This is a genomic window from Clostridium sp. AF34-13, from assembly GCF_003477845.1.
In the GTDB taxonomy this organism is placed as follows: Bacteria; Bacillota; Clostridia; order Lachnospirales; family Lachnospiraceae; genus Butyribacter; species Butyribacter intestini.
Map to the genome: position 1 here is coordinate 56226 of NZ_QUEB01000004.1, position 19699 is coordinate 75924.

The 19699-nt window shown below is 37.1% G+C and carries 16 protein-coding genes and 1 other RNA gene; all 17 read left to right on the forward strand.

The features are described 5' to 3' along the window. Positions 1-115: 115 nt before the first annotated feature. A complete protein-coding gene (locus DWZ63_RS04670; protein ID WP_118498901.1) occupies positions 116-613 on the forward strand; it encodes a cob(I)yrinic acid a,c-diamide adenosyltransferase in 498 nt (165 codons plus the stop codon). A gap of 94 nt (positions 614-707) precedes the next feature. After that, complete coding sequence (gene dapA / locus DWZ63_RS04675; RefSeq protein ID WP_022014010.1) at positions 708-1601, forward strand: 4-hydroxy-tetrahydrodipicolinate synthase; 894 nt, start codon at positions 708-710, stop codon at positions 1599-1601. A gap of 136 nt (positions 1602-1737) precedes the next feature. Beyond that, positions 1738-2493, forward strand: coding sequence for a 4-hydroxy-tetrahydrodipicolinate reductase (gene dapB / locus DWZ63_RS04680; protein WP_118498903.1), 756 nt, complete (start codon positions 1738-1740; stop codon positions 2491-2493). Beyond that, positions 2493-3008, forward strand: coding sequence for a CvpA family protein (locus DWZ63_RS04685; RefSeq protein ID WP_118498905.1), 516 nt, complete (start codon positions 2493-2495; stop codon positions 3006-3008). The genes dapB and DWZ63_RS04685 overlap by 1 nt, the downstream gene beginning before the upstream one ends. A 49-nt stretch (positions 3009-3057) precedes the next feature. Continuing rightward, complete coding sequence (locus DWZ63_RS04690; RefSeq protein WP_118499015.1) at positions 3058-3696, forward strand: epoxyqueuosine reductase QueH; 639 nt, start codon at positions 3058-3060, stop codon at positions 3694-3696. Positions 3697-3755: 59 nt separating this feature from the next. Further along, a complete protein-coding gene (locus tag DWZ63_RS04695; RefSeq protein ID WP_182431444.1) occupies positions 3756-4268 on the forward strand; it encodes an NUDIX domain-containing protein in 513 nt (170 codons plus the stop codon). Positions 4269-4529: 261 nt separating this feature from the next. Continuing rightward, positions 4530-4877, forward strand: an RNA gene (gene rnpB, locus DWZ63_RS04700) — RNase P RNA component class A. Between the two features lie 158 nt (positions 4878-5035). Next, entirely contained in the window at positions 5036-7741 is a 2706-nt protein-coding gene (gene mutS / locus DWZ63_RS04705; protein ID WP_243020483.1) for a DNA mismatch repair protein MutS, read from the forward strand. A gap of 96 nt (positions 7742-7837) precedes the next feature. Then, positions 7838-10000, forward strand: a complete 2163-nt coding sequence (gene mutL, locus DWZ63_RS04710) for a DNA mismatch repair endonuclease MutL (protein ID WP_118498909.1) — start codon at positions 7838-7840, stop codon at positions 9998-10000. 49 nt (positions 10001-10049) lie between these two features. Beyond that, positions 10050-11012: a tRNA (adenosine(37)-N6)-dimethylallyltransferase MiaA gene (miaA, locus tag DWZ63_RS04715; RefSeq protein ID WP_118498911.1), complete on the forward strand. Its 963-nt coding sequence runs from the start codon at positions 10050-10052 to the stop codon at positions 11010-11012. 263 nt (positions 11013-11275) lie between these two features. After that, on the forward strand, positions 11276-12589 hold the full coding sequence (locus DWZ63_RS04720) for a methionine gamma-lyase family protein (RefSeq protein WP_347474829.1): 1314 nt from the start codon (positions 11276-11278) through the stop codon (positions 12587-12589). A 263-nt stretch (positions 12590-12852) separates the two neighbouring features. Beyond that, positions 12853-13548, forward strand: coding sequence for a DNA repair protein RadC (gene radC / locus DWZ63_RS04725; protein ID WP_055941823.1), 696 nt, complete (start codon positions 12853-12855; stop codon positions 13546-13548). Between the two features lie 25 nt (positions 13549-13573). Next, positions 13574-14581, forward strand: a complete 1008-nt coding sequence (locus DWZ63_RS04730) for a rod shape-determining protein (RefSeq protein ID WP_022013461.1) — start codon at positions 13574-13576, stop codon at positions 14579-14581. 57 nt (positions 14582-14638) lie between these two features. Next, positions 14639-15508, forward strand: coding sequence for a rod shape-determining protein MreC (gene mreC, locus DWZ63_RS04735; RefSeq protein WP_055941829.1), 870 nt, complete (start codon positions 14639-14641; stop codon positions 15506-15508). Further along, positions 15505-16041, forward strand: coding sequence for a rod shape-determining protein MreD (gene mreD, locus DWZ63_RS04740; protein WP_022013459.1), 537 nt, complete (start codon positions 15505-15507; stop codon positions 16039-16041). The genes mreC and mreD overlap by 4 nt, the downstream gene beginning before the upstream one ends. 45 nt (positions 16042-16086) lie before the next feature. Continuing rightward, complete coding sequence (locus DWZ63_RS04745; RefSeq protein ID WP_118498913.1) at positions 16087-18966, forward strand: penicillin-binding transpeptidase domain-containing protein; 2880 nt, start codon at positions 16087-16089, stop codon at positions 18964-18966. 12 nt (positions 18967-18978) lie between these two features. Beyond that, positions 18979-19653, forward strand: coding sequence for a septum site-determining protein MinC (locus DWZ63_RS04750; RefSeq protein ID WP_118498915.1), 675 nt, complete (start codon positions 18979-18981; stop codon positions 19651-19653). The last annotated feature ends 46 nt before the right edge of the window (positions 19654-19699 follow it).

Sequence of the window (19699 nt, forward strand, 5' to 3'; positions counted from 1 at the left end):
AGATTTTTTAAAATAAATGTGATAGAATGGCTAGAGTTGACGATGGTATTTTGTAAAGTCGTTATCTGGCCATTCTTATTATTAAATTAAGAATCCGGAAAGAAATGAGGGAAAAATGGGAAAAAGAATAGTTCAGGTTTTTTACGGACCGGGCAAGGGAAAGACTTCTGCTGCCGTAGGACAGTGCATCAGGGCGGCGAGTCTCGGACAATCAGTTATAATCATTCAGTTTCTTAAGGGAAAGGATGCAGAGGAGTTTAATTTCCTTGAAAGACTTGAACCTGACATAAAGCTGTTCAGGTTTGAAAAATCTGAGGAATCATATGATCTTCTTTTGCCATCACAGCAAAAAGAGGAAAAGCAGAATATCCTCAATGGATTTAATTTTGCAAAGAAAGTCATTGATACGGGTGAGTGCGATGTATTAGTGCTCGATGAAGTTTTAGGACTTTTAGATATTGGTCTTATAGAAGTTTCGGATATAATAAAGCTGATAGAACTCCGTGATGATTATACAAGACTTGTGCTTACAGGAAGAAATCTGCCTGAGGAACTTAGAGGGTATGTTAATATCATATCAAAACTTGATCTTGAGAAAGATGACATGAAATAAATTTCATGAAATAAATTTGATTTAAAAAGTACACAACAAGTGTAACTATTTTGAATATAATATTATATACATAATTGATGAGGAGGAGATAGTTATGTCTATTTTTACCGGTGCAGGTGTTGCACTTATCACACCTATGCATGAAGATGGCTCTATAAACTATGATGAGATGGAGCGCATCGTTAATTATCAGATTGAAAACGGAACAGACGCCATAATAGTTTGTGGAACAACAGGCGAAGCATCTACCATGACACACGAGGAACATATTGAAACAATAAAAGCATGTGTTGAGATGACAAAGAAGCGCATACCGGTTATTGCAGGTACAGGCTCAAATTGCACTGACACGGCGATTTATTTATCCAAAGAGGCACAGAGAGTTGGTGCTGACGGAATATTAGTTGTATCTCCTTATTATAATAAAGCGACACAGAATGGTCTTAAAAAGCATTTTACTGCTATTGCGGGCAGTGTTGATATTCCTATGATACTCTACAATATTCAGGGTAGAACAGGTGTGAACATCCAGCCAAAAACAATAGCTTCACTTGCTAAGGAAGTAGAGAATATTGTTGCTGTCAAAGAAGCATCAGGAGATCTTTCGCAGGTTGCAAATATTATCTATGAATCAGAGGGTAGAATCGATGTATATTCAGGTAATGACGACCAGATAGTTCCAATCGTGGCATTAGGAGGCAAAGGAGTTATCTCAGTTCTCTCTCATGTTGCACCAAAAGAAACTCATGATATTGTTGCAAAACTTATGGCAGGTGATGTAAAGGGAAGTCAGGAGCTTCAGATAAAACTCCTTCCTGTCATCCATGCACTTTTCAGCGAGGTAAATCCTATTCCTGTAAAGGCAGCAATGAATATGCTTGGTTTCAATGTAGGCTCACTTCGTATGCCGCTTTCAGAAATGGAGGATGCTCATAAGGAAGTCCTCAGACAGGCATTAAAAGATGCAGGATTTAATGTAGTTGCATAATTTTTCAAGGCAGATATATGTTTATTTATTAAAACATAAACACCCGTGAAAAATATGTATAAGCAAGATATTATTGGAAATAATGATAAAAACGGGCAGGTCATTTGGTCTGCCCTTTTAAAAAATGGAGGATAAAATGACAAACATAATAATGTTAGGATGTAACGGCCGCATGGGTCAGATGATAACAGATATAGTTGCAAAGGATGACGAAGCACAGATAGTTGCCGGAATTGACATAGTAAACAACAGAGAAAATCCATACCCCGTCTTTACTGATATAAAAGACTGCGATGTAAAAGCTGATGCAATCATTGATTTCTCATCTGCAAACGGGTTTGAGGAGAGAATGGATTACGCAGTGGACAAGCAGGTACCTATTATTGTATGCTCAACAGGTTTGTCAGATGAACAGCTTGATTATCTCAAAGAAGCAAGTAAAAAAGTAGCTGTATTGAAATCAGCAAATATGTCACTTGGTGTAAATCTTTTAATAAAGCTTGTAAAAGAAGCTGCAAAAAAACTTGCAACAGAGGGATTTGATGTTGAGATAGTTGAAAAGCATCACAACCAGAAACTTGATGCACCGTCAGGTACGGCACTTGCACTTGCAGACTCCATCAATGATGAGATGGGCGGACAGTATGAATATGTATATGACCGTTCTAAAGTAAGACAGAAGCGTGACAAAAAAGAACTCGGTATCTCGGCTGTAAGAGGCGGTACTATAGTCGGAGAACATGATGTTATATTTGCGGGAACAGATGAAGTTGTTACATTCTCACATACGGCATATTCAAGAGCCGTATTTGCAAAGGGTTCTGTTACCGCAGCTAAATTTATCAAAGGAAAGGCTGCAGGTCTTTATGACATGGCAGATGTTTTGATGTAATGGAAATCGGAACGATAATTGATGTGGTATTAGCATTTGTATTTATGGTATCTATTGTGAGTGGCTGGCATCAGGGACTTGTCATGAAAGTGGCAAGTCTTATAGTTGTAGTCATCTCATATGTTTTCTCGGGGATGTTGTCAAAGATGATATCCCCTTATATTGCTGAACTTATAACACAGCATATGTCCCCTGATATACAGTTTGTAAAGGGTGGCATACTCAGTGTGACCGAGGCGTTTTCATATACGGTTATATTTATGCTTATATTTTTTGTTGTAAGGTATTTTTTCAGAAGACTTATAAAAATATTTAAGCTGATAGACCATATTCCGGTAATCGGATTTGTAAATAAGGTCGGCGGGGCGGTTGCAGGATTTCTCGTGGATTTTATGATAATATATGTCATCTGTATGTTTTTGTTTTCGGTGATACCATCATATGTATTTGATAATATCGGACTTACGAAATCAGTTATCCATAATACCATATTATTATCGGTCTTTGTACCATAGAGGGACACTAACTGTTTTGATGATTTAAGAGGAGTTGATGAAAAAGAAAATGAATAAGATAAATTATCAGCTTGAACTGGATAAGATAATAAAAAAATTGCAAAAAGATAATAAGACGCCAACACTTCTTATGCACAGTTGTTGTGCACCTTGCAGCAGTTATTGTCTTAGTTACCTTGCAGAATATTTTAAGATAACTATTTTTTATTATAATCCTAATATCTCACCTTTAGAAGAATATCAGAAGAGAGTAAATGAACAAAAAAGACTGATAAGTGAACTTCCGGTAAAAAATAAGATATGTTTTGAGGAAGGAAAATATGATCCGCAGACTTTTTTTGATATGTCAAAAGGACTTGAGGATGTACCTGAGGGTGGCATCAGATGTTTTAAGTGTTATGAATTAAGACAGAGAGAAGCTGCCATATATGCAAAAAAGCACGGCTTTGACTATTTTACTACTACATTGTCTATCAGTCCGCATAAGAATGCCGGAAAATTAAATGAGATAGGTCTTAAACTTGAACAGGAATATGGTATAAATTATCTCGTATCAGACTTTAAGAAGAAAGGTGGATATTTAAAGTCAATAGAATATTCAAAGAAATATGACCTTTACCGTCAAAATTATTGTGGCTGTATTTACAGTAGGGCAGAGGCAGAAAAACGCATGAAACAAGAGGGATGATTGTTGTCGTCTGCCGATAAAATCGCAATTATAAACGGCAGACGGTTATGGAGGAAGATATGACTGAGATATGGGACATATATGACAGATATGGTAACAGGACAGGACGCACTATGAAAAGAGGCATCCCGAAAGAGGGAGATTATATGTTATGTGTACATATTTATCTTTTGGCTTCTGATAATAGATTTCTTATTCAGAAGCGTTCGGAAAATAAAGAGTCGCATCCCGGTGAGTGGGATATAACCGGAGGAGCTGCGATTTCGGGCGAGAGCAGCGTTGATGCCATATTACGGGAGACAGAGGAAGAAGTCGGGATAAAATTAGACGAAAAAGATTTATATTATGCAGGGCGGTTTGTAAAGGAACGCCGGATAATAGAGATTTTTTTTGCTAAAAAAGATTTTGAACTGTCAGACTGTCACATCCAGAAAGAAGAAGTCGACAAAGTAGCATTTGTTTCCTATGATGAACTTGTCGGTGATATACTTATGAAGCGTGGACGAAGCAGAGAGTATGTCGAACTGGTCAGTAAGGCGGCAATGGAGTTTTTGCATGGAGAAAACAGTTAAATGAGTGTGGTTTGCAAAAAGTAAACAGGAAGGTGCATATGTAAAAAGGTACTTAACAATACAATGAGCGTGCTCGCGAGGGCTTTGCCCTCATTTCATAAATGAAAGGCTATTCCGCCAAAAAAAACAAGCCAATAATACATCGAGCAAGCTTGTGTATTATTGACTTATCTTTTTTTGGCTGAACTGTTACCAAATAAAAAATATTCTCATTCCATGCACTTTACTTTTTTCTTTCGACATGATAAAATACTCCGGTAATGAGTAGCACAGACAATCGCGGCTGCAAATGCCGAAAGGCTGCAGGTGAGGAAAGTCCGGGCTTCATAGGGCAGGATGCCGGATAACGTCCGGTGGAGGTGACTCCCAGGCAAGTGCAACAGAAAATAACCGCCTGCTATAGCAGGTAAGGGTGAAAAGGCGAGGTAAGAGCTCACCGCACTTCTGGTAACAGAAGCGGCTGTGTAAACCCCATCCGAAGCAAGACCGAACAGAGATGATACGGCTGCCCGTCGTGTCTCGGGTAGGTTGCTTGAGCCTGGTGGCAACATCAGGTCTAGATAGATGATTGTTTTGATACAGAACTCGGCTTATAGTGTTACTCATTCATTTTTTGATATGAAAATTTATTGTTTTTATATTATGATGCAGTGGTCAGAATATTTTTTGACACCAATATAATAACAAAAGATTATATAAGATATTTGCATAACATATCAAAAGTTATGTGGGTATATGTGAAAATATAGAAAAAGAGGAATACAGTCATGCCACTTACACCAATGATGCAAAAATATATGGAAACCAAAGAGGAATACAAAGATTGTATTCTTTTTTATCGCTTAGGGGATTTTTATGAGATGTTCTTTGATGATGCAAAGATATGTTCAAAAGAACTTGAACTTACCCTTACCGGAAAAAGCTGCGGTCTTGAAGAGAGAGCACCTATGTGCGGAGTTCCTTTTCATGCTGTAGATACATACCTTAACAAACTTGTCAGCCGTGGTTACAAGGTGGCAATATGTGAGCAGGTTGAAGATCCAAAGCAGGCGAAAGGTCTTGTGAAACGTGCTGTCGTTAGGATTGCGACCCCTGGAACAAATCTAAATACGCAGTCGCTTGATGAGACAAAGAATAATTATCTCATGTGCATTGTATATACAACAAATGCATATGGTGTTTCATATGTTGATGTTACAACGGGTGAATATTATGTGACAGAGTTTGACAGTGAAAATAAACTGCTTGATGAGATTTTTAAGACCGCTCCGTCAGAAATTATATGCAACGATTCATTTCTTGTGTCAGGAATTGACCTTGAGGAACTTCATATAAGATTGAATGTTGTCGTATCGGCGGTTGATAACTGGCATTTTGATGAGAGCAAATGTGAGCAGGCACTTATGGAGCATTTCGGTGTATCATCACTTGACGGGCTTGGTCTCGCCGATTACAGTATCGGTATAACTGCCGCCGGAGCTGTTATGCAGTATCTTACGGAGACACAGAAGACTTCGATGGATCACATTACATCCATAAAACCTTACATCACAAATCACTATATGCTTCTTGACCGCTCGACAAGAAGAAATCTTGAACTTTGTGAAACGATGCGTGAAAAATCAAAGAGAGGTTCGTTATTCTGGATTCTTGATAAGACTAAGACGGCTATGGGTGCGAGACTTTTAAGAAACTCCATTGAACAGCCGCTTATAGATATAGATGAGATAAATACACGGCTTGATATAATATCTGAGTTTAATGATAATGCTATATCAAGAGAGGAGTTAAGAGAGTATTTGAGTCCTATATACGATATAGAAAGGCTTATAAGCAAGATAAGTTATAAGAGTGCTAATCCCAGAGATCTTATCGCTTTCAGACAGTCACTCTCAATGCTTCCACATATTAAATATGTACTTTCCTCATTTTCTCAGTCAAAATTAAAAGAGTACGGTGTAAATCTTGATGACCTTTCAGATATTTATAAACTTATTGATGAGTCAATTATTGAAGAACCGCCTATAACGGTGAGGGAGGGCGGAATTATAAAGGATGGTTTTAATGAGGAAGTTGACAGGTTAAGGAAGGCAAAAACTGAGGGCAAACAGTGGATAGCTGACCTGACGGAAGAGGAAAAAGAAAAAACCGATATTAAAAATCTTAAGATTAAATATAACAAAGTATTTGGATATTTCTTTGAGGTCACAAATTCATATAAAAATCTTGTTCCACCTGAGTGGACGGTTAAACAGACTTTGTCAAATTGTGAGAGATATATCACACCGAGACTTAAGGAACTTGAAGATACGATTCTTGGTGCCGAGGAGAAACTTTTCACGCTTGAATACAATATATTTAATGAAACACTTGATGCTATTTACAGCGAGATAGGCAGGATACAGCAGGCGGCAAAGATAATCGCACAGATAGATATGTTTGCATCTATGGCTGTTGTGGCTGAGCAGAATAATTATGTAAGACCTGACATGAGTAAGGATGGATGTATTGATATAAAGAATGGCCGTCATCCTGTTGTTGAAAAGATGATAAAGAATGATATGTTTATCTCAAATGATACATTTCTTGATGATGACAGTCATCGCATTGCAATAATCACGGGACCTAATATGGCTGGTAAATCTACATATATGCGCCAGACGGCACTTATCGTTCTTATGGCACAGATTGGCTCATTCGTTCCGGCGGAGAGTGCAAAGATAGGTATTGTTGACAGGATATTTACAAGAGTAGGTGCATCAGATGACCTTGCGAGCGGACAGAGTACATTTATGGTTGAGATGACGGAGGTTTCAAATATACTCAGAAATGCAACGAAAAACAGCCTTATAATTCTTGACGAGATAGGCAGGGGGACTTCTACTTTTGATGGTCTTTCGATTGCGTGGGCTGTAGTCGAGTACATAGCAAACACGAAACTTCTCGGGGCAAAGACGCTTTTTGCAACGCATTACCACGAGCTTACAGAACTTGAGGGCAAGCTTGACAGCGTGAATAATTACTGTATTGCTGTCAAAGAGCAGGGCGACGATATTGTTTTCCTCAGAAAGATAATAAAAGGCGGTGCAGATAAGAGTTATGGAATACAGGTTGCAAAACTTGCAGGTGTTCCTGAGACGGTGCTTAACAGGGCAAAAGAGCTGGTTGAAAAATTAAGTAACAACGATATTGCAAATAAGGCAAAAGAGATAGATGTAGAGTACGAACCTGAAGATTATAATTATGATATAGAAAAACAGACTACTCATAAAAAGAGAGGCAGAAAAAAGACATCGTCAGAAATAGAGTCAGAACAGATGGGACAGATTTCTATGTTTGACATGGGCAGTTCAAATGTAAAGACAGAGGACATAATAATTGAACTTCATGATCTTGATCTTTCGACAACGACACCTATTGATGCCATGAATATTTTGTATAAGATGCAGATGAAATTAAAGCAACGGATGTAGTGTGAAAATTAAAAATTTCACACTATGTGCAAAAAACAGCACAAGAATAAAGATGTAAACATGAAAAGTAATTTTAAAAGAGAGGAGGAGTAAAATATGTCTATTATATTACTGGATCAGGATACTATCAATAAGATAGCGGCGGGCGAGGTTATTGAAAGACCTATGGCTGTTGTTAAGGAGCTTGTTGAAAATTCGATTGATGCCGGTGCTAATATGGTTACGGTTGAGATTAAGGATGGTGGCAAGTCTTTTATGCGTATTACTGATAATGGTTCAGGCATTGAGAGGGATGATATAGAACTTGCTTTTACTCCTCACGCAACGAGCAAGATAAAAGGTGCAACGGATCTTTTAGGTGTTTCAACTCTGGGATTCAGAGGTGAAGCTCTTGCGAGTGTGGCGGCTGTTTCACAGCTTGAAATGATAACTAAGGTTAAGAGAGAAGATGTGGGTTACAGATACCGGATTGATGGAGGTGAGAGTAAGGAAATTGAACAGGTTGGATGTCCTGACGGTACTACATTTATCATACAGAATCTATTTTATAATACACCCGCAAGGCTTAAATTTCTTAAATCGCACCAGACAGAAGCAGGTTATATAGGCAGTGTTATTGAGAGGCTTGCTCTTTCTCATCCGGAAATTTCGTTTAGATTTATAAATCAGGGACAGACAAAACTTCACACTTCTGGAAATGGAAATCTCAAAGATACCATTTATCAGATATATGGCAGGGATATAACTTCAAACTTACTTACTGTTGACCTTACAAGTGAGATTTGCAATATTGGAGGTTTTATAGGAAAGCCTGTTGTTTCAAGAGGAAACAGGGCATATATAAATTATTTTATAAATGGAAGATATATAAAAAGCAATATAATCAACCGTGCGATAGAGGAGGCTTATAAGCCGTTTACGATGCAGCACAGATATCCGTTTACAGTGCTTCATTTTCATATAGAACCGGAATTTATAGATGTTAATGTGCATCCACAGAAGATGGAGATAAGATTTACAAATGAGAGAGAACTCTATAAGACAATCTATGAATGTATATCAGACAGGCTTGCACACAGGGAATTTATTCCTGATGTAACTTTTGAAGAAGATAAAAAAGACGGCGGAAAAGTGAAAACAGATAGTGCTGTAAATGATACGGTGTCAAAAGATTATCCTAAAAAAAATAGTATAGATACAACTGACAAAACAGAAGTAAAAAAAGATATTGACGAAGCTGATACTTTATCAAGGATTGGAAAAGCAGAACTTCACAGACCTGATGCGGGTCAGCGGAAAAAGATGTTTGCCGATCTTATGGGACAGGTGGAAAAACTTGATAATAATACTGAAACATCTTTACAATATAGTAAAGAAAATCAGGCTGCGGAAAATATAAACATAACAAAAAATAGACCTGATATATTAGAGGATGATAATTTATCACAGGATAATTTCACAGCTTCGGATAAGAAAAACACCGGATTAAATTCAGAAAGTGTACAGCAGGATGACAAATCCGATAGGCAGCAGACGCAGGATTTAAAGGAAGAAACAAAATCAGACAGCTCATTTAATGGTATGGCGGCTTCAAAAAATCTTGATATGCTTCATGAGAAAGCAGCCTACAATATAAAACAGGAAACTCTTTTTGAAACAGGTGTCTTAAAAGAGGACAGGACAAAGGATATAAGGATAGTGGGACAGGTGTTTTCAACATATTGGATATTGCAATATGAGGACAGTATGTATATGGTTGACCAGCACGCCGCACACGAAAAAGTTTTATACGAACGATTTATGAAACAGATAGCTGAGCATAAGCCGATGGTTCAGATGGTAAATCCACCTATTGTTCTAAGTCTTTCAATGCTTGAACAGCAGATGGTTGACGATAATATAGAAGTATTTGACGAACTCGGATATAAGATAGAGTCATTTGGCGGCAGGGAATATATTGTGACAGGCATTCCTGCACAGCTTCCTGATATAGCGACTACGGATTTACTGATGGAAATTATTGACGACCTTGCAAATGGTAAGACAAATCTTTCAAAGGATATACTTCTTGAGAGAGTTGCGACAATGTCATGTAAGGCGGCGGTGAAGGGAAATAATGAACTTCCACTTGAGCAGGCACAGGAACTTTTAAAGGAGCTTATGTCGCTTGAAAATCCGTATAATTGCCCGCATGGCAGACCTACGATGATACGCATGAGTAAATATGAACTGGAAAAGAAATTTAAACGAGTTGTTTAAGAAATATATTATATGAGTTGTAATGAAGTAAGAGAGATGGAGGGATAGTATGTCTGATAACAAAAAACCTCTTATAATAATTACGGGGCCTACGGCGGTGGGAAAGACGGAGCTTTCGATAGCTCTTGCTAAAAGGATTGGCGGGGAGATAATTTCAGCCGATTCAATGCAGGTCTATAGGCATATGGACATAGGTACTGCAAAGATAATGCCTGATGAAATGCAGGGGGTGAAGCATTATCTTATAGATGAGTTAGAGCCTGACGAGGAGTTTAATGTCACAATTTTTAAACAGAAATGTGACAGATATATTGAAGAGATATACAGTCATGGCAATATTCCGATAATAGTCGGGGGGACAGGCTTTTATATACAGGCAGTGCTTTACGATATAGATTTTACAAAGACTGAGACAGATGATGCTTACAGGAAAGAACTTCAGAAATTTGCCGATGAACACGGAAATGAAGCATTGCATGACCGATTAAAAGAAATTGATGAAAAAGCAGCAGAGCAGATTCATCCAAACAATGTAAAAAGAGTCATAAGGGCGTTGGAATATTTTGAGCAGACAGGGGAGAAAATATCTGAGCACAATGACGAACAGCACCAAAATGAGTCACCGTTTGATTTCAGATATTATGTTTTAAGACTGCCGAGAGAAATTTTGTATGAGCGTATAAATAAGCGCGTTGATATTATGAGAGCGGCAGGCCTTACAGAGGAAGTAAAAAAACTTATGGATATGGGCTGTACTAAGGATATGGTATCAATGCAGGGAATAGGTTACAGGCAGATAATTGATGCACTTGAGCAAAAATGCAATATGGACGAAGCTTATGAGAGGATAAAACTTGATACAAGGCATTTTGCTAAAAGGCAGTTTACATGGTTTAACAGGGAAAAGACAGTTACATGGATAGACAAGGACAAATTTAGGGATGAAAATGAACTTTTGGACTATTGTTTATCGGATATGAAAGATATATTGCTAAAGAAGCATAGTATTTAATTTATATGATGATAAGCACAGGTGAAAAATGCAAAAAAATTGAAAATAAGTAACAGTTCAGCCATAAAAAGATAATTGGCAATACAATGAGCTTGTTCATTGTATTGTTAAGTACCTTTTTATGGTAGAATAGCCTTTCATTTCTGAAATGAAATATACAAAAGCTGCAAAGCAGCGACTGACAGCTCGCTGGCAGGTTTATGAATGTAAGAAATGAAAGGCTGAACTGTTACGAAAATGATACTTTTATAAATAATCAACTTATGGAGGAAAGAAAGATGAGTAATCTGTTAAAAGAACAGTATATGTCAGCAGGCATAACAGAGGAAGTATATGATTTTTGCGACAGGATAGCAGACGGATTAAAAGAAAGATTTGAAAAAATAGATGAGGTTGCACAGATAAATCAGATAAAGGTTCTTTGTGCCATGCAGAAAGAAAGAGTCAGTGCAGGATGTTTTGAGTCATCTACAGGTTATGGATATGATGATCTTGGCAGGGAAACTCTCGAAGCAGTATATGCCGATGTATTTCATGCCGAATCGGCACTTGTCCGTCCGCAGCTTACCTGCGGAACACACGCACTTACTACGGCTTTATCAGCGATATTAAGACCGGGTGACGAGCTTTTGACACCTGTTGGGAAACCTTACGATACACTGGAGGGTGTCATAGGAATAAAGGGTGATGACAATCCGCCGGGATCACTTAAGGAATTCGGTATAAGCTACAGACAGGTTGACCTTTTAGAGGATGGTTCATTTGATTTTGATGCGATAAAGGAAGCCATAAACGACAAGACAAAACTTGTCACTATCCAGCGCTCAAAGGGATATGCGACAAGACCTACACTTTCTGTTAAGCGAATCGGCGAGCTTATTTCATTTATCAAATCAATAAAACCGGAAGTAATATGTATGGTTGATAACTGCTATGGTGAATTTGTCGAGACAATAGAACCGACAGACGTGGGAGCAGATATGTGTGTAGGTTCTCTTATCAAAAATCCGGGTGGCGGTCTTGCACCTATAGGCGGTTATATTGTAGGAAAAAAAGAGCTTATTGACCTGTGTGCTTACAGACTTACTGCACCGGGACTTGGCAAGGAAGTAGGTGCCACACTCGGTGTGAACAGGGCATTCTTTCAGGGATTTTTCCTTGCACCGACTGTTACGGCAGGAGCGTTAAAAGGTGCGATATTTGCTGCAAATGTATATGAGAAACTCGGATATAAAGTTGTTCCTGACAGCACGGAGTCAAGACATGACATTATTCAGGCGGTGACTCTTGGTTCGCCGGAAGCAGTTATCGCATTTTGCAAGGGTATTCAGGCTGGTTCGCCTGTTGACAGCCATGTTGCACCGGAGCCATATGCGATGCCGGGGTATCACAGTGATGTTATCATGGCAGCAGGGGCATTTATACAGGGTTCATCAATAGAACTCAGTGCGGATGGTCCTATAGAGCCGCCATTTGCCGTATATTTCCAGGGAGGGCTTACATGGTATCATGCACGCTTCGGTATTACAATGTCGCTGCAATATATGAAAAATGAAGGACTTATCAGTCAATTGTAATAAAAACTTAAAAAATAGCATTTTTTGTTGAAAAATGGCATTTATTGATGCAAAAATAAGAAAAATACATACATTTTTCATATATGAATGCTATACAAAGAATTTTTTTTGTGATAACATTATTATTGTGTGATTTAAAAGTCATTTTCCTTTTACAATATAAATCTTATCTGCATTGCATGGTTTTAAGAGATAAGGTTGTGTCTGACTGTACCTTGTGTGCGTATAGCTGCACATAATGATATTGAAAAGGAGAATATTTGATGATTAAAACAAATATAAAACAGCTTCCGTTATCAGAAAGACCGTATGAGAAATGCCTGAAATACGGTGCGTCGAGCCTTTCAGATGCGGAGCTGCTGGCTGTCATCATAAGAACAGGTACAAAAAAAGAAAATTCTATTCAGCTTGCATCAAGAGTGATAAACGAAATTCCGGGCAAAAAAATAAGCGGATTGTTTCAGATGTCGGTTGCACAGCTTGTGGATATACATGGCATAGGAAATGCAAAGGCAGTACAACTCCTTAGTCTTACGGAGATAACAAAGCGTATGATGTCTTCTGCACTGGCTGAGACAGACTTCATATGTGATGAGCCTGAAAAGACGGCACTTCGTTTTATGCCGGAAATGCGTTTTGAGGAAACTGAACAGGTAAGGCTTCTTATATTAAATGGAAGAAATGCTCTTGTTAAAGATATTATATTGTCGAATGGTTCTTTCAACGCTGCTATGGCATCACCCAGAGAGATATTTTATAATGCCCTCAAAAATAAAGCAGTTTCAATTATTGTGATGCATAATCATCCGTCAGGAGATCCGACACCGAGTAGGGAAGATATTCTTATAACAAAACGCCTTATTGAGACGGGAAAACTTATTGGAATAGAATTACTTGACCACATAATACTGGGTGACAACCGGTATGTAAGTTTAAAAGAAAGCGGTTTAGCATTTTAACCGTATATAAAAAGGAGATTTTGTAATGGCACAAAAGATCTATGGTATAGACTTTGGAACAGATACCATCAAGATATATAAAAAAGGACAGGGGATAATTCTTATAGAAAAGAATGTAGTTTCCACTGTAGGAAAAGAGAGAAGACCTGTCGCAATCGGTGAGGAAGCATATGAAATGTTTGAAAAGGTTCCGCCGAGCATAAACGTTTCATTTCCGTTAAGTCATGGTGTTGTATCAAAGATAGATGACATGATAGCATTGTGGAATTTCATGGGGGCGAAAATATCACGCAGCAGGAGAATGAAAGGATTTCAGTTTTACATTGCTGTTCCGGCTGATATAACAGAGGTTGAAAAGTTTGCATATTCAAGGATTATATCAGAAAGTGAGTCAAAGCCTAAAAAGGTCTGTCTCATAGATAAACCGATAGCAGATGCCTATGGTCTTGGTCTTGATGTTGAAAAGGCAAATGGGATACTTATCGTAAATATTGGTGCCGACACAACGGAGATCAGTGTCTTAAGCTGTGGAGGAATAGTGGTGTCAAAACTTCTGCCATACGGTGGTAAATATTTTGACGATCAGATAAAAAGCTATATAAGAAAACAGTATAATTTTGTTATAGGATTAAAAACTGCGGAACACATAAAAAAAGAGCTTGTAACTGCATTCCCAATGCAGGGAGAGCTGGAAGTTATGGGGCGGGATGTTGTCAAGGGACTTCCGGGAAAACAGCTTATCAAAGCAACAGAGATTTTTCCACTTGTAAATGATGTTTTTTATGAAATTGCAATATCAATTAAGACCATGTTAGAGAGGACTCCTCACGAAATATCACATGAAATAGTACATAATGGTGTATATCTTACGGGGGGATCATCATGGATAAACGGTCTTGATCAGCTTATTGCAAATGAGACATTTCTTAAAGTTAATACTACAAAAAATGCACAAAAAACGGTTGTGACAGGTCTTGGGTATCTTGCCGAACATCCGAAACTTGCAGCAGGCTATGCAGTCGAAATTAAATAGTTGCAGCATACATCTACAGTGTAAACAGTAAAGCTAAATAAAGGAAGGAATAAAGTAATGCGCAAAAAGACTAAAATGATTATAGATCCCAAATACATTCTGATCGCCATTTCTGTCATCTGTGCTATCCTGATAGTAGTATCATTTAAATTTCAGGATAAAATAGAACCTGTTCGTTCTATCGTTGGCGGTGTTGTAACACCTATGCAAAAAGGAATCAATACTATCGGAGTTAAAATATCCGACAAACTTGAATATGTAAACAGTGTTAAAAAGCTTACAAAGGAAAATAAAAAATTAAAAGATAAACTAGCTGAGACAAATGCTGAAAATAAGCTTTTACAGCAGGACAAGTATGAACTTGAAAATTTCCGAAAGCTGTATTCACTTGATGAGCAATATGCAAAATATCCGAAAGTGGCTGCAAGAGTTATAAGCGGCGAACCTGACAACTGGTACAATGAATTTATAATTGATAAAGGAACTGATGACGGTCTTGCAAAAAACATGAATGTTATGGCGGGTGACGGTCTTGTAGGACGAATCGTTGATGCAAATAAATCATATTCAAGAGTGCGTTCTATAGTTGATGATTCAAGCGAAGTGAGCGGAAGTTTTCTAAAAACTTCCGATAAATGTATAGTATCAGGAAATCTCTCAATGATGAAAGAGGGAAAGATACAGATAAGCGGACTCGACAGAGATGCAAAAGTAAAAGACGGTTATGAAGTTGTGACATCACAGATAAGTAGTGTATATCTTCCTGGAATACTCATTGGATATGCAAAAAACATAAAGAAAGATTCGACAAATATTACACAGTCAGGCTATCTTGTGCCTGCTGCTGATTTTTCAAGTCTTGATATGGTACTTGTCATAACAAAAGTTAAAAATTCAAAAGACTTAGAGGAGATTCTTGGTAAATGAAAAACTATGTAAGTATGTTCGTTATGATTATTGTAGGATTTATACTACAGACTACATTATTCAGACATTTGCGGATTGCAGGTGTTTCTCCCAATATACTTGTTATACTCACAGCGATAGCAGGAACGATGTACGGACAGTATTGTGGTTTGTTCACCGGTGTAATATCCGGATTATTTGTTGATATGATGTTTAGTTCTATTATTGGAGTAAATATCTTCATATATGCCGTAATCGGATTTATTATCGGAATGACAAATAAGATGTATATAGAAGACGATCTTATATTTCCGACAATGACTATTGCTATCGGAGATATTATATACGGAGTATTATTTTATGTACTCAAGTTTCTTTTGAGGGGAAGACTCAGACTTACAGATTATTTAATTAACACTATAATTCCTGAATTGATATATACAATTATCCTCGGAGTGATAGTATTTAAGTTTGCACACTGGCTGGATAGAAAATTAAATCCTCCGGAACCGGTGCATCTTGGTGTAGAAACAAAACCTGATGATGAACAGTAATAACTATAAAAGCAAAAAAGTAACTTGTTGAAAGAGAGGTTACCCATGTGGAACACATTTAAAGATTTCGTAAAAGGATTATCTAATTCTCGTATTGCGATAGTCGTAATTGTCTATCTGTTGTTTTTTGCGATACTTGGTAATCGTTTGTTTACGCTTCAGATTGTAGATGGTGAAAAATATGCCAGCGAAGCAGAAAAAAGTACACGAAAAACAAGAACAATAAAGGCAACGAGAGGAAATATATACGATTGCAATCATAATTTGCTTGCTTACAACAAATTATCACATAACATAACTTATGAAGAGACTGATGTTACGGCAAAAATGACATCAGAAGAAAGAAATGATATGATATATAAACTGATATGCGTGATAGAAAGCAATGGCGGAACACTTTCGGTTGATTCATATATGAAGCTAAACAGTGATGGTGAGCCGGAATTTACTGTATCGGGTAATACTCTTTTAAGATATAAAGCTGAGGTTTATTCAAAAACTGTTACGGAATTAAAGAAAAAAGAAAATAAAAAGCTGCTCAACGCAACTGCAAAGGATATATACAAATTTTTAAGATATGATACTTCCGTAAACAGTCCGAAATTTGATATATCAGACAAATATGACGATAAAATGGCGATGAAGATATTAGATATCAGGTATGCTATATTTATTAACAGGTATCAGAAATATCTTCCAATCACGATAGCTAAAAATGTAAATGACAAAACGGTTGCGGCAATAAAAGAAAATAATGATGAACTTATAGGTGTAAATATTACAGAGGATACTAAGCGTGTCTACAACAAGAGCAAATATTTTGCACATATTTTAGGATATACGGGAGCAATATCTTCTGAAAAACTTGATACAATAAATAAAAAAAATAAAAAAACAGATTATACGATTGATGACCAGGTTGGAATATCGGGACTCGAAAGTGTATATGAGGATCAGCTTAAAGGAAAAAAAGGTAAGGAGGTACTTAGCATAAATTCAAGTACGAGCCGCGTTGTTTCAGTTGATGAAACTAAAAATCCGGTGGCGGGGGATGATTTGTACCTTACTATAGATGCGAAACTTCAGGAGGAGTGTTATAATCTTCTTGAAGAAAATCTTGCAGGTGTTCTTATAAGCAGAATAAATAACAGCTCCAGTGCAGGCTCTAAGGGTACTAACTCGACTGATATAAAAATACCTATATATGATGTATATGAGGCATTGTATAAAAATAATATTATAGATGTTACTCATTTTAAAAGCAGGAAAGCAAGTCCACTTGAAAAAAGTACCTATGACAAATACAAAAACAAATCTAAAAAAATTGTTGCAGATATGAAAAAACATCTGGCTACAGATTATACAAAAGGTTCAAAAGATCTTTCTGATGATATGAATGATTTTCTTGACTACTTTTATAAGCAGCTTAAGGATGATAATATAGTTCTTGTCAATCAGGTTGATACATCTGACTCTGTATATAAAAAGTTTGCAAAGGGAAAAACAAGCCTAAGCAGATTTTTACAGTATGCTATTTCAAAACAGTGGATAGACCAGGAAAAGCTTGATATAAAAAGCGGTTATTATACATCGGAAGAAATATACAAAAAACTTCTTGATTATGGTTTTAAAAAGCTTAAGGATGATACAGGCTTTGCAAAGCTGATATATGGTTATCTTGTGCAGCATTATGAACTGTCGGGAACTGATACCTGTCTTTTACTTATGGACCAAAAAGCCGTAAAGAAAAGTAAGACTGATTATACAAATCTCCAGTCAGGAGCTTTGTCACCATATTCTTATATAATCAAGCAGATTAAAAAACTTGAGATAACGCCGGGAGATTTGGGACTTGAGCCTTGTTCAGGTTCTATTGTAGTAACCGATGTAAAAACAGGTGATGTAAAAGCGATGGTTACTTATCCAAGTTATGACAATAATAAGATGGCAAATAAGGTTGATTCTGAATATTATAACAAAAAACTTATTCAGAATTCATCTTCGCCACTGCTTAACAGACCTACAATGCAAGAGATGGCTCCGGGTTCAACATTTAAGATAATATCGGCAGTAACAGGTATGGAAGAGGGAGTGATAAGCCCATCGACACATATATATGACCACACGGTATTTTCGGATATAGATCATCCTGCAAAGTGCTGGAGCACTGTATCACATGGAGATCTTACAGTATCAGATGCCATAGAGGTTTCTTGTAACTATTTCTTCTACAAGGTAGGATATATGCTTTCAGGAAAAACATCATCAGGAAACATTAACTATCCAAGAGGTATCAAGAGGCTTAAAAAATATGCAGATAAATTTGGTCTTACTGATAAATCGGGTGTTGAAATTCCTGAGATAGCACCTCATTTTGCGACTACTGATGCTGTAAGAGCGGCAATAGGTCAGGATACACATGCTTACACACCTGCTCAGCTTTCGCGTTATGTTACAACTGTTGCAAACAGTGGAAACTGCTACAATATTACACTTGTAGACAAGATTAAGAATGTAAAAGGAAAAACTGTTTTAAACAACAAAGCAAAATTGAGAAACAAAATCAATATAAAACAGTCATCATGGGATGCTGTTCATAAAGGAATGAAACTTGTTGTAAATGGTTCAAGAAGTTCCATCAGTTTTATGTTTAAAAATCTTAAGACCACGGTAGCCGGAAAGACAGGTACAGCACAGCAGAGTAAATTCCATGCCAATCATGCATATTTTATTTCGTATGCACCTTATAAGAAACCAAAAATATCTGTAACATGTGTAATTCCAAATGGTTACGCATCATCAAATGCGGCACAGACAGCAAGAGATGTTTACAAATATTACTTTGGAAAGAAAGGTTCTAAGGCAGGAAAGAAAGTTTCAGGTTCCGTAAAGATGCCTGAATCAATTACATCACATATAGATTAAGGAGGGTGAAAAATGAAAGAATCAGTAGTTATTAAGGGAACAAAATCCGGAATAATCCTGGTGCTTGATGACAAACTTCCATATGAACAGTTAAAAGAAGCTGTTGCTGATAAATTTCACTCATCAGATGAGTTTTTGGGAAATGTTTCTAAAGCCATAAGCTTTCAGGGGCGTGAACTCACTGACGAACAGCAGGAAGAAATAATATCAATAATTCATGAAAACTGTCATTTAAATATAGTATGCATTACCATTGATGATCCTGAAAAAGAAGCTGATTTTTCAAGAGCCATTGAAAATAAGTATGCCGTTCGGGATGCAAATACGGGGCAGTTTTTTAAAGGAACACTCCGCTCCGGACAGGTGCTTGATGTTGAGACGAGCATTATCGTGATAGGCGATGTAAAGGTCGGAGCAAAAGTTGTCTCAAAGGGTAATGTAATAATACTTGGCACGCTTGAGGGCACTGTATATGCAGGCTCTACAGGTAATACTAATGCGTTTGTAATAGCTCTTGACATGAATCCAATGCAGATAAAGATAGCAGATGTTATCGCAAGGGCACCGGATAAACCGGCAAGACTAAAAAAGAGACACAAACCGGAGACAAAGATTGCTTTTCTTGAAGATGAAAACATATATATAGAACCGTTAGACAAAGATGTAATGAATGATATAAAATTGTAATGTAGACACAGAATGTTTTTTTTGATAAAATTATTATTAAAAATAT

What these genes read in the sequence shown, in the direction of transcription:
- DWZ63_RS04670 (WP_118498901.1), top strand. Translation starts at nt 116, where the DNA reads ATGGGAAAAAGAATAGTTCAGGTTTTTTACGGACCGGGCAAGGGAAAG.
- dapA (WP_022014010.1), top strand. Translation starts at nt 708, where the DNA reads ATGTCTATTTTTACCGGTGCAGGTGTTGCACTTATCACACCTATGCAT.
- dapB (WP_118498903.1), top strand. Translation starts at nt 1,738, where the DNA reads ATGACAAACATAATAATGTTAGGATGTAACGGCCGCATGGGTCAGATG.
- DWZ63_RS04685 (WP_118498905.1), top strand. Translation starts at nt 2,493, where the DNA reads ATGGAAATCGGAACGATAATTGATGTGGTATTAGCATTTGTATTTATG.
- DWZ63_RS04690 (WP_118499015.1), top strand. Translation starts at nt 3,058, where the DNA reads ATGAATAAGATAAATTATCAGCTTGAACTGGATAAGATAATAAAAAAA.
- DWZ63_RS04695 (WP_182431444.1), top strand. Translation starts at nt 3,756, where the DNA reads ATGACTGAGATATGGGACATATATGACAGATATGGTAACAGGACAGGA.
- mutS (WP_243020483.1), top strand. Translation starts at nt 5,036, where the DNA reads ATGCCACTTACACCAATGATGCAAAAATATATGGAAACCAAAGAGGAA.
- mutL (WP_118498909.1), top strand. Translation starts at nt 7,838, where the DNA reads ATGTCTATTATATTACTGGATCAGGATACTATCAATAAGATAGCGGCG.
- miaA (WP_118498911.1), top strand. Translation starts at nt 10,050, where the DNA reads ATGTCTGATAACAAAAAACCTCTTATAATAATTACGGGGCCTACGGCG.
- DWZ63_RS04720 (WP_347474829.1), top strand. Translation starts at nt 11,276, where the DNA reads ATGGAGGAAAGAAAGATGAGTAATCTGTTAAAAGAACAGTATATGTCA.
- radC (WP_055941823.1), top strand. Translation starts at nt 12,853, where the DNA reads ATGATTAAAACAAATATAAAACAGCTTCCGTTATCAGAAAGACCGTAT.
- DWZ63_RS04730 (WP_022013461.1), top strand. Translation starts at nt 13,574, where the DNA reads ATGGCACAAAAGATCTATGGTATAGACTTTGGAACAGATACCATCAAG.
- mreC (WP_055941829.1), top strand. Translation starts at nt 14,639, where the DNA reads ATGCGCAAAAAGACTAAAATGATTATAGATCCCAAATACATTCTGATC.
- mreD (WP_022013459.1), top strand. Translation starts at nt 15,505, where the DNA reads ATGAAAAACTATGTAAGTATGTTCGTTATGATTATTGTAGGATTTATA.
- DWZ63_RS04745 (WP_118498913.1), top strand. Translation starts at nt 16,087, where the DNA reads ATGTGGAACACATTTAAAGATTTCGTAAAAGGATTATCTAATTCTCGT.
- DWZ63_RS04750 (WP_118498915.1), top strand. Translation starts at nt 18,979, where the DNA reads ATGAAAGAATCAGTAGTTATTAAGGGAACAAAATCCGGAATAATCCTG.